Here is a 16,230-nt window from a genome sequence, read left to right as displayed (position 1 = left end):
ACGGGATGACACCTTGGCCGTGCCGCCGATCGCGGCCGACCACATGGACAGCGCGGCGACGTATACCCCGAGCGCGCCGCCGCGCGGCGGGCCTCCCCGCCACCTCGACACCGGGAGAGAGCACGCGATGCCCACCAGCTCCGCAAGCACCGAGAAAAGCACCATGAAGGCCATGACGTACACCGGGTACGGGGACAACACCGTGCTCAGCCTCACCGAGCAGCCGCTGCCCAAGGTGGGCCCCGGCGAGGTGCTCGTACGGGTGCGCTGCGCGGCCGTCAACCCGGTCGACTGGAAGATCATGTCCGGCGGCCTCGACGGCATGATGGACACCGTCTTCCCGGTCGTGCCGGGGTGGGACGTCGCCGGTGTCGTGGAGCGCGTCGGCATCGACACCCCGGAGTGGAAGGAGGGCGAGGAGGTCTACGCCTACGCCCGCAAGGACTATGTCCACGGCGGCACCTTCGCCGAGTTCGTGACCGTGCCCGTGCGGGCGCTCGCCCACCGGCCGCAGTCGCTGAGCTGGGAGCAGTCCGCCGGTGTTCCACTGGCGGGGCTCACCGCGCAGCAGACCCTGACCCGGCTCGGCACCGGAAAGGGCGACACCGTCCTGGTGCACGGCGCGGCGGGCGGCGTCGGCACGTTCGGCGTACAGATCGCGCGCGCCCTGGGCGCCCGGGTCATCGGCACGGCGTCGGAGCGCAACCACGAGCGGCTGCGAGAACTGGGCGCCGAGCCCGTGACCTACGGCGACGGCGCCGCCGAGCGCATCCGGGCGCTGGCCCCCGAGGGTGTGGACGTCGTCGTCGACTACGTCGGCGGCGTGCTCGACACCACCCGGGCCGTCCTGCGCGACGGCGGCCGCCACGCCTCGATCGCCGACCCCTCGGTCATGGAGGCGGGCGGCCAGTGGATGTGGGTACGCCCCGACGGGCCCGGCCTCGACACGCTCGCCGGCCTGGCGGACGCGGGGCAGCTCAAGGTTCCGGTCGCCGAGACGTTCCCCCTGGAGCGCCTGGCGGACGCCTTCGAACTCAGCCAGACGGGCCACGCCCACGGCAAGATCGTGATCCGGGTCGGCGAAGAAGCGGCATGACCTCCGCCGCCCGGGGCCCGAACCGGTGACGTGTCGGTGAACGCGGGGGTAAATCTGGACGCGCGGCCACCCGGATGCGCGTTCGGGTCGGGCCGGATGCCTAGCATGAGCGGCGTCGTCCTCCCACCGACACGAACGGAGCGCCGTGATGATCGACCCCGGGCCGGGGCCGGAGCGGGCGCCGGCCGCTCCCGATGAGGGGTCAGGCCGGCCGGCCCGCCGGATCTGGCCGGCCGGTGTGCGGCGCCCGGCCGCCGTCGTAGCCGCGGTGGCCATCGTGGTGGGCGGGGGCGCCTGGGCCCTCGGCACCTTCGACGGGGACGGCGGCCGCCCGGACGCGAAGAGCGCGGCCGCCCAGGGCCCGACACCCGTCGAGGTGTCGCTCGCCTCCTGCGGCAAGGGGTGGAACGGCGCGACGGCGGGCCCCCAGGTCTTCGCCCTGCGCAACACCTCCACGACGGCCGCCGAGGTAGACCTCACCGATCCCGCGACCGGTGCGATCTACGGCGAGGTCGAAGGTCTCGCCCCCGGCACCACCCGCGAAATGCGGGTGGTTCTCGGCGGCGGCTCCTACGCCTTCAAGTGCCTGCCGGACGACGCCGACGCGGTCACGGGACCGACCGTGAAGGTCGCGGGCGCCCCCACCGGCGGCGGTCCCGCCGCGGTCCCGCTGACCCAGCACGACCTCATTCCGGTGGCCCTCGCCTACCAGCAGTGGATCACGGCGAGGACCGGCGAACTCACCGACCGTACCGATGAGTTGAAGCGTTCCGTGGACGACGGGGACCTCGAAGCGGCGCGGTCCGCCTGGCTGCCCGCGCACCTGGTGTACGAGCGGATGGGCGCCGCCTACGACGCGTTCGGCGACACTGACGGCGCCATCGACGGCGCGGGCCCCGCCCCTGCGGACGCTGCTTCCGCCAAGGACTTCGCGGGCTTCCACCGCGTCGAGTACGGCCTGTGGCACGGCGAGTCGGCGGCATCCCTGCGCGGCCCCGCCGATCGGCTCGCCCAGGCGGTCCACGCGCTGCGTGACAGCTGGCCCCAGGTGCGGCTCGATCCGTCCCAACTGGGCCTGCGCGCCCACGAGATCCTGGAAGTCACCGCCCAGTCGGAGCTGACCGGCCGCACCGACTACGGCAGCGGCAGCAGCCTGGCCACCGCCCGCGCCAACCTCGACGGGACCCGCGAACTGCTCACCCTGCTCCGCCCCTTGCTCGCCAGTCGCTACCCGGACCTGCCGCGCCTCGACGCCTGGCTCGACCGCACGCAGCGCACCCTGGACGGCTTCGGGAGCGACGGGAAGTGGACACCGCTCGACCGTCTCGGCCACCAGGACAGGCAGCGGCTCAACAGCGACATCGGGCAGGCGGTGGAACTCCTCGCCCCCGTGGCGACGATCTGCGACCCGCGGAGGACGGCATGAGCGAGGTACGACGACGGGGCCTCCTGCGGGGTGCGGCCGCGGGGGTGGGAACCGCCGTGGCGGGGGCCGCTCTGTCCGGCGCGATTCCCCGCCCGGCCCGCGCGGAAGCGGCGGACCGGGCCGCCGCACGCCCGGACTTCCACGGCACGCACCAGGCGGGAATCCTCCAACCGTCGCAGCGCGCAACGGCGTTGGTGTCCTTCGACGTGACGGCGGCCGACCGCAGGGAGCTCACCGAGCTGTTGCGTGCGCTCACCGACCGGGCACGCTTCCTGGCCACCGGAGGCTCACCCGTACCGGTGGGCATCACCGCGCCGCCCAGCGACTCGGGGGTGCTCGGCCCTCAGGGACCCACCGGAGGGGTGAGCGTCACGACGGGTGTCGGTGCCTCCCTCTTCGACGACCGGTTCGGGCTGAAGAGCCGCAGGCCGGCCCGGCTCACCGCGATGCCTGCCTTCCCCGACGACGACCTCGACACGGCCTGGTGCCACGGCGATCTGAGTCTGCAACTGTGCGCCGACAGCCCGGACATCGTCCTGCACGCCCTGCGCGACATCGCCCGGCACACCCGCGGCGGGATGCAGGTGCGCTGGCGCATGGACGGCTTCACCAGCCCGCCGCGGCCGAGCGGCACACCCCGTAACCACATGGGGTTCAAGGACGGCACCGCCAATCCGGACACCGCCGACAGCGCCGCGATGGACCGGCTGGTGTGGGTGGGCGCGGGAGGAGCGGAACCGGCGTGGACCGCCGGCGGCAGCTACCAGGTCGTGCGGCTCATCCGCATGATGGTGGAGTTCTGGGACCGGGTCTCGCTCAGTGAGCAGGAGCGGATGTTCGGACGCAGCCGCTCCACCGGAGCGCCGCTCGACGGCTCCGCGGAGTTCGACGTACCGAACTTCGCCGAGGACCCCAAGGGGGACGTGATCCCGCTGGACAGCCACATCCGGCTCGCCAATCCGCGCTCCGGGCAGGTGAGCGAGAACCAGCGGATCCTGCGGCGCGGCTACAACTACGACCGCGGCATGGACGCCAACGGCGACCTCGACATGGGGCTGATCTTCTGCTGCTACCAGCAGGACCCGGCCCGGCAGTTCGAGACCGTACAGAAGCGGCTCAAGGGCGAGCCGCTGGTGGACTACATCAAACCGTTCGGCGGGGGTTACTTCTTCGCCCTGCCGGGAGTGCGGGACCGGACGGACTGGTTCGGCCGGGCCCTGCTCGCGTGAAGAGGCAGGACCGGCCGCCCATCGCCAACAGAGGGTCAAGTTTTGGCCTGAAATTCCTGACGGGCTGTTCACCGGCAGGACACGGTGGCGCCGTGCCGGTGTAGTGGTCCGCGCGAAGTATCACGTCCCGTCAACGACATCACGACGGCGGCCGGTCTCCGGACGCCATGGAGGCACGCGGAGCATGGGCAGCAAAGGCAGCGCGGTGGGCCCGGGGCGCCGGGCCAGACGGTGGGGGGCGTTCGCGGGAGCCGCGGCGCTCGGCCTGCTGAGCGGTACGGTCCCGGCCGCGGCGGACTCGGCCGGCCACGGCCACGGCGGCGACCGGACGGCCACCCCGGTCAAGCACCTGGTGGTGCTCTTCCAGGAGAACGTGTCCTTCGACCACTACTTCGGCTCCTACCCGGTGGCGGCCAACACCGACGGCACGGAGTTCACGGCGGACAAGCACACGCCGAAGGACATCGACACCCTGCGCAACGCCGGGCTCCTGAAGAAGAACCCGAACCAGTACCTCCCCAAGCGGCTCACCCCCGCGCAGGCCCTGACCTGCGACCAGAACCACGGTTACGGGCCCGAGCAGTACGCCGCCAACGGCGGCAGGGCCGACCAGTACGTGCAGAACACCGACTCCGGCAAGTGCTCCGGCAACCTGTTCGGCGAGCCCGGCCTGGTCATGGACTACTACGACGGCAACACCGTCACCGCCCTGTGGAACTACGCCCAGCACTACTCGCTCGGCGACAACTCCTTCAGCACCACCTACGGACCTTCCACGCCCGGCGCGCTCAACCTCGTCTCCGCGCAGACCCACGGCGTCATCTCCACCGACCCCGCATCGGGCAGCGAACACCCCCAGCAGACCGCGACGCCCGACCCGTACACCGTGGTCTCGCCCGACGCCAAGGGCGTCGGCACCCTGGTCAACGACCCGGACCCGGCGTTCGACGACTGCTCGGACAAGGACCACACCAGCAAGAACGCGCTGGCCGTGATGCAGGGCCGCAACATCGGTGACCTGCTCAACCGGCAGAAGGTGACCTGGGGCTGGTTCCAGGGCGGCTTCCGGCCCAGCACCGCCTGGGACGGCAAGCAGGGCGACTACGCGAAGTGCTCGGGCACCACCCACGCCAACGTGGGCGGCGCCGCGGCCGTCGACTACAGCCCGCACCACTCGCCGTTCCAGTACTACGCCTCGACGTCCAACCCGCACCACCTGCCGCCCAGGAACACCGCCGAGATCGGCCACAACGGGCAGGCCAACCACAACTACGACCTCACCGACTTCGACGCCGCGCTCAACACGGGCAACCTGCCGGCGGTGAGCTTCCTGAAGGCCCCGGAGTTCCAGGACGGCCACGCCGCCTACTCCGACCCGCTGGACGAGCAGCACTACCTCGTCGAGCAGATCAACAAGATCCAGCAGTCGCCCCAGTGGAAGGACACCGCCATCGTCGTCGCCTACGACGACTCCGACGGCTGGTACGACCACGCCTACGCCAAGCCGCAGAACGGCTCCAAGGACACCAAGCCGGGCTCCGACGGCAAGGCCCCCGACAGCCCCGCCTGCCAGGCCGGTCCCGCCGCCGCCGGCGGCTACTCCGACCGCTGCGGCCCCGGTACGCGCCAGCCGCTGCTCGTCATCTCCCCGTACAGCAAGGTCAATTCGGTCGACCACACCCGGACCGAGCAGGCCTCCATCACCCGCTTCATCGAGGACAACTGGGGCACCGGACGGATCGGTGACGCCTCCTTCGACGCCCGGGCCAAGCCGCTGACGTCGGCCTTCGACTTCAAGCACCCCAACGGCAAGCAGGTGCTGCTCAACGCGGACGGCTCGGTCAAGTCCGTCAAGGCCATCCCCAAGCACCCCGCGCCGCCGGCCCCCGGTACCGGCGCGGCCTCCACCACCGGCGGGTCCGGCAACAGCCCGACGACCCAGATGGCCGGTGAGAGCCTGGCCGAGACCGGCTCGTCCTCGGCGCTCCTGCCGGCCGGCCTGACCGCCGCGGCGCTCGCCGTGGGCGGAGCGGGCATCGCCCTCACCGTGCACCGCCGCAGGAACCGCACCACCACCGCCCCGTAACACCCGTAACACCGCTGGACACAGGGCCGCCGACGCGTTGTCGGCGGCCTCGCGCGTTGGTCACCGGAAAGCCGCCGGCACGACACGCCGACGCGGGAGTCGACCTGCTCCAACGCGGGCAAGCACAAGGCAGGAAGAGGTGGTTCCGGCCCGCTCACGGAAGGTGTCTGATGGGGATCTACGGGCAGGACTGGGCTTCGTACCAGTCATCGACACCGAATACGAGCGGCCTGTCCTTCGCCTTCGTGAAGGTCACCGAAGGACTCTCGTACATCAATCCGCGCTGGGTCGCCCAGCGCGACCACGCCAAGGCCAACGGGCTCGTGTGGGGCGGCTACCACTACCCGAACATGGGCAACAGCCCCCAGGCCGAAGCCGACTACTTCATCGCCCAGGTCGACTGGCAGCCCGGCGACGTCGTCATCCTCGACTGGGAGGGGTACGACCCCGCCAACTCGGGCGTCCCCAAAGCCACCCAACGCGCCTACAAGGACGCCTGGTTGCGGCACACCAAGAGCCGCCTGCCGCACCACCCGGTCGGCATGTACGCCAACCTCGACTACTGGCGCAACGTCGACCAGGACGGCTACTACGCCGACTTCCTGTGGATCGCCACCGCCGGCCGCGCCGCCGGCGACCCCGGCATCCGGGCCACCTGGATGTTCCACCAGTACGGCGAGTCCGGCGACCTCGACCGCGACTACTGCCCCCTGGCCGGCACGGCCGAACTGCGCGCCTGGACGCTCTCGTTCCAGCCCCAACCGCCCGAGGAGACCGACATGCCCCAATGGATCACCGGCCACGTCGACCCGGGCGGCCAGCCCACCGTCGTCCTGCTGCCGCACGGCACCGCGTGGGACGCCTACAACCGCAGGCTCCACCTCGGCATGGACCAGATCACCGACGCCCCGGCGACCGGTTCGGTCCGCGTCGCCATCCACGACGGCCACATGTGGCGCGACATCGAGGACGTACGGCTCGCGTCCGCGAACGGCTCCGTCGACGTGAACCTCACCCGCGACGACGTGAAGCTGAGCCTGCGGACCGACACGGCGGGCGTCAGCTTCGCCGTCGAAACCTGGTAGGACTCGATCCGCTTCCTCGCTGACCTTTGACGCGGGCCATGACACGCTGGGCACTCGGGTGTCGTCGAGTCATACAAGGAGGCGGGTGCGCGTGCGGCCGACACAGCCGGGGGAGGAGACCCCCGCGGTCCTGACGGTCCTGGGCGAGGAGCGCAGGCTACGCAAAGAGCTCGGGTTCTGGAGCCTGACCGCGATCGGGTTCTCCAACATCCTCGGCTCCGGCTGGCTGTTCGCCGCCATGTTCGCCGCGCAGACCGCGGGTCCCGCCGTGCTGCTCTCCTGGGTCGGGGCCGGCGTGCTGTGCGCCCTGGTGGCCCTGGTCATGGTGGAGCTCGGCGCCACCCGCCCGGAAGGCGGCGGCACCGTGCGCTGGCCGCTGTACGCCAGCGGGCGCCTGGTGGGCACCGTCATCGGCTGGTCCGTGCTGCTCTCCGTCGGCGGCACCGCGGCCGAGATCAGCGCGATCATGCAGTACGCGGCGCACTACCTGCCCGGGCTCTACGGCAACGGCCGCCTCACCGGCTCAGGACTGGCCGTCGCCACCGGCCTGAGCGTGCTCCTCACCGCGCTCAACTGGTTCGCCGTGCGCGCCTTCGCGCGTCTCAACAACCTGGTCTCCCTGTTCAAGGTCGTCATCCCCGTCCTCACCGTGGTCGCCCTGTTCCTCTCCGGCACCCACTCCGGACGCCTCACCGACCACGGCGGGTTCGCGCCGTACGGCTACGCCGCCTGTCTGACCGCGCTCGCCGGCGGCGGAATCGTCTACTCCGTCAACGGGTTCCAGGCGCCCCTCGACTTCTCCGGTGAGGCCCGCAACCCGCGCCGCACCGTGCCGCTCGCCGTCCTGACCGGCATCGGCCTCGCCGTCCTGGTCTATCTCGGCCTCCAACTGGCCTTCCTCTTCACCGTCCCCGACTCCCTCCTCGGCCACGGATGGCACGGCATCAACTTCGACTCGCCCTTCGGCCAGCTCGCCCTCGTGCTCAACCTGCACTGGCTCGCCACCCTGCTCTACGCGGACGCGGTGGTCTCACCCGGCGGCTCGGCCTACGTCGGCGTCGCCATCGACGCCCGGCACACCTACGCCCTGGCCAAGAACGGCCTGCTGCCGCGGTTCTTCATGCGCATCGACCCCCGCTCCGGCATGGCACGCCGGGCGCTCCTGCTCAACCTCGTCGTGATCATCCTGTTCATGCTGCCGTTCGGCGGCTGGCAGGACATCGTCAGCGTGATGGGCGACATGTACCTGCTGGTGTACGCCGCCTCCGCGGTCGCCGTCGCCGCGTTCCGGGCCCACGCCAAGGAGCGCGGACTCCCGCCGGCCGACGGACAGGTGCCCGGGGTGCACTGGATCGCGCCCATCAGCTTCGTCGTGGCGAGCGAGTTCGTTTACTGGTCGGGCTGGCACCATCTGCGGCTCGCCCTGCCCCTGGTCCTCGCGGGCGTGCCGCTCTTCCTGATGCTGCGCCGCGACGCCGAAGGGCGTTCACCGCGCGAGGAGCTGCGCAACGGCGCCTGGCTCGTCTTCCACCTGGCCGCCCTCACCCTGCTGTCCTGGCTCGGCACCTTCGGCGGGTCGGGGGACCTTCCGGCGCCGTACGACTCCGTGGTGGTGGGCGCCGTCGCGCTCGCCGTGTTCGCCTGGGCGGTCCGCTCGGGAAGGGCACACCTGCGCACGGCCCCGGTCACCGCCCTGCCCGCCGAATGAGGCCGGCCCACCGCTCCAACCAGCCCCCGCACCACCGGAGTTGAAGCAACCGGTTACCTGGGGCTCCACCTAAATCCCCGCAACTGCCCCACCTGTGCGGATCCGGCCGACGGATGTGTGGGAACACCCGTCGCAACGCGTCCCCGAGGTGTTACCTTCCGTGTCAATCGATGCGGAAGGTGCGCCCTGTGCGCGTCGGTTCCGGGGGGCGGTGAGCGCGGGTGGGGGATCTTCACGCGGCAGGGGGAGCGGACGCTTTCCTGCGGCACATGTTGTGGCGGTATCCGGGGCAGCGGCAGCCGATCGTCGCGCTGCTCGGACCCCGGCAGTCGGGCAAGAGCGATCTGCTGAAGGCCGTGTCACGAGCCTGCGGTTCGACGGTGGTCCACGCGGCGCTCGACTTCGACGAGAAGCCCGTCGACCCGGTCTCGGCGGCCGCGCTCGCCGCCTTCCAGATGATGCGCGGCTGGGACAACCTGCGCCAGGCCCCGGTCTTCCACCGCTTCGGCCTCGGGCTGCTCGCCCTCAACGAGAACCTGGACCCCGACCGCGGCCGCGCCGCCGACCAGATACGCGAACTCATCAAGCAGTACACCGGCAACACCCGCGGTGGCAGAGCCGCCCGGCAGCTGGAACTCGCCACGGCCGCCACCCTGGACGTCGCCCAGGGCGCGCTGAGCCCGCTCGTATCGGGGCCCGCGCGCGAAGTGGTCACCGCGGTCCGCGACCGGGCCAAGCCCGTCATCGGATCACTGCTGCAGAGCGCCGCGCGCTGGGGCGTACGGGATGCGCTGCGCTGGCACAACGCCCTTCCCGAAGCCGAGTCCGCGCACTCCATCGACGCGCTGATCAGGCTGAGCTCCGCCTCCAGGTCCGCCGCGGTCGGCCCGCTGATGGCGGCCTTCCTCGCCGACGCCAAGGACCAGGCCGAGCGCCATCCCGCGCTGCGCTCCGCGTGCTCGTGCGTGCTGCCCGCCCGGGGTGCCCGCCGCGACCGGCACGACCACGCCTGGGTGCTCCTCACCGACGGCGCGCAGACCCCGGCCGGGCGCCGCTTCCTGACGGAACTCGCGAGCGCCAGGTCCCGCAACCAGCAGACCGACCTGGACGGTTCGGGCGCCGCCGACCCGCTCCTCGTCCTGTCCGCGTGCGAGCAGTGGCAGTCCGAATGGACCTCCTGGTGGTGCGAGCCCTGGCGCCCCACGCCGCTGACCGCGACCCCCCAGCGCCGTGTGCCGCTGCTCTCCCGAGCGACCCGCTCCCTGTGGGCGCGGGACGACGACGCCGCCGTCGGCGTGGAGCACGGGCCCGCGGCCGCCTGGTGGTACCCGGTCTGGCTCGACCCGATGACCGAGGACCAGATCGGCTACGCGATGGACCGCTCCGACCCATCGCCCGCCCGGCCCCTGCACGCATCCGTCGTGCACCGGCTCACCGGGGGCCACAGCGGCGCGGTCTCCGCCGTCCTCGATGAATCCTTCGGCGCCCAGCCGGCCCCCCGCGGCGCGGGGCCGGCGCTCTCGCTGCTCGCCCCGGCCGACGAGGACGGCACCCCCCTGTGGGTGCACGCCCTGGAGAGCTGTCTGCCCGAAGGGCTTCCCGTACCCGGGGCCGCATGGGGCACCGCGCCCGCGGTCGTGCTCGCTGCGGCCTACCTCGCCGATGTGCGCACCGCCCACGACCCACGGCTCCCCGCCCTCTCCACGGAGCTCCCACGCAGCCTCGAACTCCTGCGCCGCCACCTGTGGGTGAGCACCTTCACCCACCGCCCCTCGCGCATCCGGCGGATCGGCTGGGGCGACGACGCCGACGGTCCCGCCACCCTGCATCCCTGGCTGGCCCGTTCCGTCCTGACCGCGCTGAACGCCGCGCGGCCGGTCCGGACGGACGAGGCGAACCCCTGGCACGAGGTGTTCGCGGGCCAGGAACTCGCACTGGCCGCGCTGCCCGTCCCCGGCGGCGACGCGGGGGCCGTCGAACGGCGGCTCTTCCACGATCTGGCGCTCGGCCGCTTCACCCCGGTCGCCGCGGCCCTGGCCGACCGCTTCGACGAGGACCACCGCGCCTGGATCCGCCTGCTCGACTACCTCGCCTCCGCACCCTGCCGGCTGCTGTACAAGCGCTCGCCCCAGGAGGCCTACACCCTGCTGCTCGACGGCGTCGAGGACGGCGGCCAGACGGTCCTCGCGGTGGCGACCGCGAAGCTGCTCGCCCTGCTGTGGCTCTACAACGACCCGCTGACCGAGCACACCCGGCGCTGGGACGGCGAGATACAGGAATGCTTCACCCGCCTCGCGCACAACTCCCGCCTGCTGGACGTCAGTCCGCTCCAGCAGGCGGCGGCCGCCTTCGCATAGGGGGGATGTGGCACCGCCGCGTCCGCCGACCGCACCGCAAGGAGTCTCCATGCCACCCGCTGTAGGCAACCCCCGTTTCGGCCGGCTGCGCCGTCACCGGACCCTGTCGGTCCTCGCGGCGCTCGTGATCCTCGCCGGTGTCGTGTCCGGTGGCCGCTGGACCTACGGCCGGCTCTTCCCGCCGTCGCTGACCTGCGGCACCGGCATGACCGCGACGGGCACACCGCTCGCCTGCGCCGGGGTGAACATCGACAGCACGCCGTTCACCGACCACGAACCCGACCGCATGCGGGAGTTGGAGAAGGCGGTCAAGTCGGCCAACGACCAGGTGAAGGGCGACTACACCAGCGTCGTCCTGATGCTCGACCTCTCGCCCGTCTCCGACGTGGACACCCTCACCTACGGCTCGCTCTACCCCAACATCGAAGGGGCCCTCGCGGCGGTCTGGCGGGCCAACAACACCGCCGCCTACGGCAGTACGCCCGCCGTCAAGCTGTACCTCGCCAACATGGGGAGCCAGTACGGTGATTGGGCGGTGACCGTCGACAAGCTGAAGCAGAAGGTGAACACCGAGCACATCTCCGCGGTCATCGGCCTTGGCCAGAGCACCGATCAGACCCGGCACGCCGCGGCGGCCATCTCCGCGCAGCTGCACATACCCGTCGTCGGCTCCACGGTGACGGGCGACTCGATGAACATCGACCCCGCCGACCCCACCGGCAAGAAGCAGATCGCCGATCTCTTCCGCGTCTCACCGACCAACTCCGACTCGGTGGTCGCCGCGACCCAGTACGTCTCCGGCCTCAAGCCTGCGGTGACCTCGCTCGCCGTGGTCGCCGACAGCGTCACCGGCGACGACTACACGCAGACGCTGGCCGCGGCGGCCAAGACCCGTTTCAAGGCACCGAACCGGACTGTGACCGTGCTCCCGTACACCTCACCCAGCGACCTCCCGGCGGGCTCGGGCCGCCAGGACTATCTGGTGCAGCAGTTCAACCTCATGCACGCCAACCTGTGCCAGGCCGCGCCCTCGGTGGTCTATTTCGCCGGGCGCGGCCACGATCTCGCCGCGTTCGTCGAGAACTGGGTGCAGGGCGCGCCCTGTGGCATCGCCCAGCTGCACATCCTCGCCGGCGACGACGCATCGGAGAGCATCCACGACAAGGGCGTACTCGACGGCATCGCGTCGGGCCGGGTCACCGTCGCGTACACCGCGCTCGCCAGCCCCGACGAATGGGGCACGCAATGCCCCGGCTCCGACGCCAAGCACAACTACGACCAGTTCTGGGCCGCCTTCACCGGCCGGCCCGACCCCTGCACCGGCCAGACCCTGACCGCGGACAAGGACGTGCCGATGCTCTCCTTCGACCCCACGGACCTGGCCAGCGGCCAGGCGATGCTCACCCACGACGCGGCCGTGGCGGCGATCAGCGCGGGCCGGCGCGACGCCGTCGGACTGCGCAACCCGGGCCTGCAGACCGGCATCCTGCACCAGTTCTACTGCGCGCAGATGCTGCCGGGGGCCAGCGGATGGCTCTCGTTCGGCAGCGACGGCACTCCGGCGGGCAAGCCCGCCCCTGTGGTGCAGCTCGGCTCGGACGGCACGACCAGGACGATCGCCCTGACCTGGCCGCCCGACGGCACGCCCAACCTCAGCCTCCCGCAGCGCGGCGGCAAGGGTGCGCCGGGCTGTCCGAACGGCGGCTGAACCCCTCGCCCGAGCCGTTCTCCTCGGACAGATGCGCCCACGGCCGCATGTTCCGCCGTGGGCACGGTACCCGCAGAGGGAGGAGGCGGCCGGACGGCCGCCGGAGCATTCCCGGAGGAGGTGGCTTCGTATGACCGAGCCGATGGCCCAGACCGTGCGCAAACCCGGCACGGACGAGTTCCGCACGTCCGCGGACAGCACGACCCTGGAGCCCGCGCGGAGCGGACCGGGCGGGGCGCCCGCGACCCGCGGCCGTACCACCATCGCCGGCGGCGTCGTGGAGAAGATCGCCGCGCTGGCCGCCCGCGAGGTGCCGGGCGTCAACGCCATGGGCAGCGGCCTCGCCCGTACGCTCGGCGCGATCCGGCCGGGCCGCGCGTCCGTCACCCGCGGAGTGAAGGTCGAGGTCGGTGAGCGGCAGACCGCCATCGACCTGGAGATCGTCGTCGAGTACGGGGTGAGCATCACCGAGATCGCCGCCGAGATCCGGCTCAACGTCATCGCGGCGGTCGAGCGCATGACGGAACTGGAGGTCGTCGAGGTCAACATCGCCGTCAGCGACGTGCACCTGCCGGACGAGAGCGAGCCGCACCTCCCCGAGAGCCGGCTTCAGTAGCATCGCCGCCACCGTGCCAAGGAAGGCGGCTCGATGAGCACCGAAATGACCGTGACCCTGATCCTCGTGGGTGTCGCACTCCTGGCGGCCGCCGTGGTGGCGGCCGTCCTGACGGTACGGCTGGTCCGTGCCCGCAAGGTCCTGCGGGACGCCGGGATCCCCCTGACGCACAAGGCCGCCTTCTGGGGCGCCCTCGCCTACGTCATCAGCCCGGTCGACCTCCTGCCCGACCCGGTGTACCTGGACGACATCGGCGTCCTGCTGCTCGCGCTGCGCGTCCTGCACACGGCGGCGGCCGCTCCGCGAGGCGCGCGGGAACTCAGTGGCGAGTGGGCAGAGCGGCCCGCAGGGCGGATGAAGTGATCAGGGCCTCGGCGCAGCCGTCGCGCAGGACGACCGCGGTGGAGTGGGTGTGCCCGGCCAGCCGGCCGACGGCGTCCTCGGCCGGCTCGCCGTAGCCGAAGGCGAGGAGCGGCGGTTCGAGATGGTCCGCGAGCGGATCCGACGGCGCCGCCGTGCCGTCGTGGAGCGCCGATTCGAGGGCGGCCAGGGTCACCGATCCGGTGAGTTCGGGGGCCATGGGGCGCCGGTCGGAGCTCGTGGGGCACGGCCCGGCCGGCAGGACGGCGTCCGCGCCGGCGCCCGCCCTGGCGCGGAGCGCCGCGAGCGCTTCGCCGACGGTGGTACGTGTGGTGAGGTAGGGCAGCGGCGATGTGCGGCTGTCCTCGGTGACGGCGTCGGCGACCCGGGCGCCGCTCGCGTCGCCGTCGAGGAACCCGAGACCGAGCATCCACGCGTCGTTGAAGTACTTCGACAGATACTGCCGTCCGGAGTCGGGCAGGACCACGACCACGACGGCGTCCGCCCCGGCGCCGGCCGCCACCTGATGGGCCGCGGCGAGCGCCGTACCGGAGGATCCGCCCACCAACAGGCCCTGTGTACGGGCGAGTTGGCGCAAGGTGTCGAGGGCTTGCCGGTCGGCCACGGGCACGACGCGGTCGACGACGTCGCGTTGGTAGGACGTGGGCCAGACGTCCTGAGCGGTGTCGGGGTGCACGAAGTGCCCGGCCGCCTCGATGAAGTAGGGCCGGCCGTCGCCGCCCGCGTAGACGGAGGACGCCGGGTCCGCGCCGATCACCTGGACCGCTGAGCCGCTGACCTCCTTGAGGTAGCGTCCGGCGCCGCTGATCGTGCCACCGGTCCCGATGCAGGACACCAGATGGGTCACACGACCGTGGGTCTGGCGCCAGATCTCCGGACCGGTGGTGAGGTAGTGCGCTTCGGGGTTGGCGGGGTTGTCGTACTGATTGGCCAGCCACCCGCCCGGCGTCGTCTCGGCGAGGTGGGCCGCGAACCGCATCGGATGGTCGGGGTGTTCGCGCGGCCGGTTGCTCGGTTTGACCACGACCTCGGCACCGAAGGCCCGCAGGGTGTCCACCTTCTCCCTGCTGACGCGGTCCGACACCACCAGCACCGTGCGGTACCCCTTCTCGGCCGCCACCAGCGCGAGCCCGACGCCGGTGTTGCCGGAGGTCGCCTCGACGACGGTCCCGCCGGGCCCGAGCAGCCCGTCCTTCTCGGCCTGCTCGATCATGCGCCGGCCGATCCGGTCCTTGGCGCTGCCGCCGACGCTCAGATACTCCAGCTTCGCGTAGACGGCGGCGGCCCCGGCGGAGCGGATCCGGACCAGCGGGGTGCCGCCGATGAGGTCGAGCGCAGACTCGTATACGTCCATCACGGCACCATAGCCAAGGGCCACGCGGCGCGAGGGCCACTCCGCGAGGCCGGCCCCGCGCGGACCGTGTCCCAGAAACAGCAACGATATTTGCCGTCCGCCGCGGGCGGGGCGCAGGCTCCTGTGCATGAGCGCACACAACGACACCGCGGACGACTCGGCGCACGGCGACGGGCAGGGGCAGGCACAGGGCGAGGGGCACGGTCATGGCGGCGGTCACGGCCACGGTCATGGCGACGGTCACGGGCATGGTGACGGTCACGGGCACGGCGAGGGTCGCGGTCACCACCACGGTGACCTCGACTGGGAGGCCATGGCGGCACACCTGGAGACCAGTGGTGAACTCCAGCTGCCGGTCCTGCGACAGACGGCCGCCCGTCTGGGGCAGCTCTTCGCCCCGGGACACAAGGCCCGCCGCGTCCTCGACATCGGGAGCGGCCCGGGCGTGATGACCGGCGTACTGGCGGAGGCCTTCACGGACGCCGACGTGGTCGCCGTGGACGGCGCACCCGCGCTGCTCGACTACACCCTGGCTCGCGCCGAGAAGCTCGGTTTGGGCGCGCGGGTCTCGGTCCGGCACGCGGAACTGCCCGACGGCCTCGACGGCGACGAGCAGGGGGAGGGCAGCCTCGGCCCGGCCGATCTCGTCTGGAGCAGCAAGGCCGTGCACCATCTCGGCGACCAGCAGGGCGCGTTGGACGCACTGGCCCGTGTGCTCGGCCCGGGCGGCGTACTCGCCGTGGCCGAGGGAGGCCTGCCGATGCGCTGGCTGCCGCGCGACATCGGCATCGGGAGGCCGGGGCTCCAGGCGCGGCTCGACGCCCTCCAGGAGGACTGGTTCGAGGTCATGCGCACCGAGCTGCCGGGCAGCGCCGCCGTGGTCGAGGACTGGCCCGCGATGCTGCGCCGCGCCGGGCTGACCCGAACCGGCAGCTTCACCCTCCTCCTCGACCTGCCGGCGCCCCTCGACGAACCCGCCCGCACGTTCCTGCACACCCAGCTGACGCGGCTGCGCGAGATGATGGCCGAGTCCCTGGGCGCGGAGGACCGCGCGACCATCGACGTCCTGCTCGACCCCGAGGCGCCGGAGGGGATCATGCGCAGGCCCGATGCCTTCCTGCTCACCGCCACCACCGTGCACACGGGCATCCGTCCGGCCTGACCGGCCCGGACATGCGGCCGTC

The 16,230-nt window shown here is 72.1% G+C and carries 12 protein-coding genes; 11 read left to right on the top strand and 1 reads right to left on the bottom strand.

What is annotated here, in order from left to right:
* Positions 1 to 163: 163 nt before the first annotated feature.
* The 10 genes from AB0D31_RS13615 (at position 164) to AB0D31_RS13570 (ending at position 13,674) form a co-directional block, all read left to right on the top strand.
* Entirely contained in the window at positions 164 to 1,096 is a 933-nt protein-coding gene (locus AB0D31_RS13615) for an NADP-dependent oxidoreductase (protein WP_362721406.1), read from the top strand.
* 148 nt (positions 1,097 to 1,244) lie between these two features.
* Complete coding sequence (locus tag AB0D31_RS13610) at positions 1,245 to 2,522, top strand: EfeM/EfeO family lipoprotein (protein WP_362721379.1); 1,278 nt, start codon at positions 1,245 to 1,247, stop codon at positions 2,520 to 2,522.
* Positions 2,519 to 3,751: an iron uptake transporter deferrochelatase/peroxidase subunit gene (gene efeB / locus AB0D31_RS13605; protein ID WP_362721376.1), complete on the top strand. Its 1,233-nt coding sequence runs from the start codon at positions 2,519 to 2,521 to the stop codon at positions 3,749 to 3,751. The genes AB0D31_RS13610 and efeB overlap by 4 nt, the downstream gene beginning before the upstream one ends.
* 184 nt (positions 3,752 to 3,935) lie before the next feature.
* Positions 3,936 to 5,837 carry an alkaline phosphatase family protein gene (locus tag AB0D31_RS13600; protein WP_362721374.1) on the top strand — a complete coding sequence of 634 codons (1,902 nt, stop codon included), beginning with the start codon at positions 3,936 to 3,938 and terminating at the stop codon, positions 5,835 to 5,837.
* A gap of 170 nt (positions 5,838 to 6,007) precedes the next feature.
* Complete coding sequence (locus tag AB0D31_RS13595; RefSeq protein WP_362721371.1) at positions 6,008 to 6,922, top strand: glycoside hydrolase family 25 protein; 915 nt, start codon at positions 6,008 to 6,010, stop codon at positions 6,920 to 6,922.
* Between the two features lie 130 nt (positions 6,923 to 7,052).
* Positions 7,053 to 8,630, top strand: a complete 1,578-nt coding sequence (locus AB0D31_RS13590; RefSeq protein WP_362721403.1) for an APC family permease — start codon at positions 7,053 to 7,055, stop codon at positions 8,628 to 8,630.
* A gap of 269 nt (positions 8,631 to 8,899) precedes the next feature.
* Positions 8,900 to 10,987: a hypothetical protein gene (locus tag AB0D31_RS13585; RefSeq protein WP_362721369.1), complete on the top strand. Its 2,088-nt coding sequence runs from the start codon at positions 8,900 to 8,902 to the stop codon at positions 10,985 to 10,987.
* Positions 10,988 to 11,036: 49 nt separating this feature from the next.
* Entirely contained in the window at positions 11,037 to 12,695 is a 1,659-nt protein-coding gene (locus AB0D31_RS13580; protein WP_362721366.1) for a hypothetical protein, read from the top strand.
* Positions 12,696 to 12,825: 130 nt separating this feature from the next.
* Positions 12,826 to 13,311: an Asp23/Gls24 family envelope stress response protein gene (locus AB0D31_RS13575; RefSeq protein WP_362721364.1), complete on the top strand. Its 486-nt coding sequence runs from the start codon at positions 12,826 to 12,828 to the stop codon at positions 13,309 to 13,311.
* Positions 13,312 to 13,344: 33 nt separating this feature from the next.
* Positions 13,345 to 13,674 carry a YkvA family protein gene (locus AB0D31_RS13570; RefSeq protein ID WP_362721362.1) on the top strand — a complete coding sequence of 110 codons (330 nt, stop codon included), beginning with the start codon at positions 13,345 to 13,347 and terminating at the stop codon, positions 13,672 to 13,674.
* On the opposite strand, the gene AB0D31_RS13565 is transcribed toward AB0D31_RS13570, so the two are convergent.
* On the bottom strand, positions 13,631 to 15,046 hold the full coding sequence (locus AB0D31_RS13565) for a pyridoxal-phosphate dependent enzyme (RefSeq protein WP_362721359.1): 1,416 nt from the start codon (positions 15,044 to 15,046) through the stop codon (positions 13,631 to 13,633). The two genes, AB0D31_RS13570 and AB0D31_RS13565, sit on opposite strands and share 44 nt — an antisense overlap.
* 127 nt (positions 15,047 to 15,173) lie before the next feature.
* On the opposite strand from AB0D31_RS13565, the gene AB0D31_RS13560 reads away from it, so the two are divergent.
* Entirely contained in the window at positions 15,174 to 16,208 is a 1,035-nt protein-coding gene (locus tag AB0D31_RS13560; RefSeq protein WP_362721356.1) for a class I SAM-dependent methyltransferase, read from the top strand.
* Positions 16,209 to 16,230 lie beyond the last annotated feature (22 nt).

It is taken from the genome of Streptomyces sp. NPDC048361, assembly GCF_040651795.1.
In the GTDB taxonomy this organism is placed as follows: domain Bacteria; phylum Actinomycetota; class Actinomycetes; order Streptomycetales; family Streptomycetaceae; genus Streptomyces.
The sequence above is the reverse complement of the archived record's forward strand: the minus strand, read 5'-3'. Positions and strand labels throughout refer to the sequence as shown.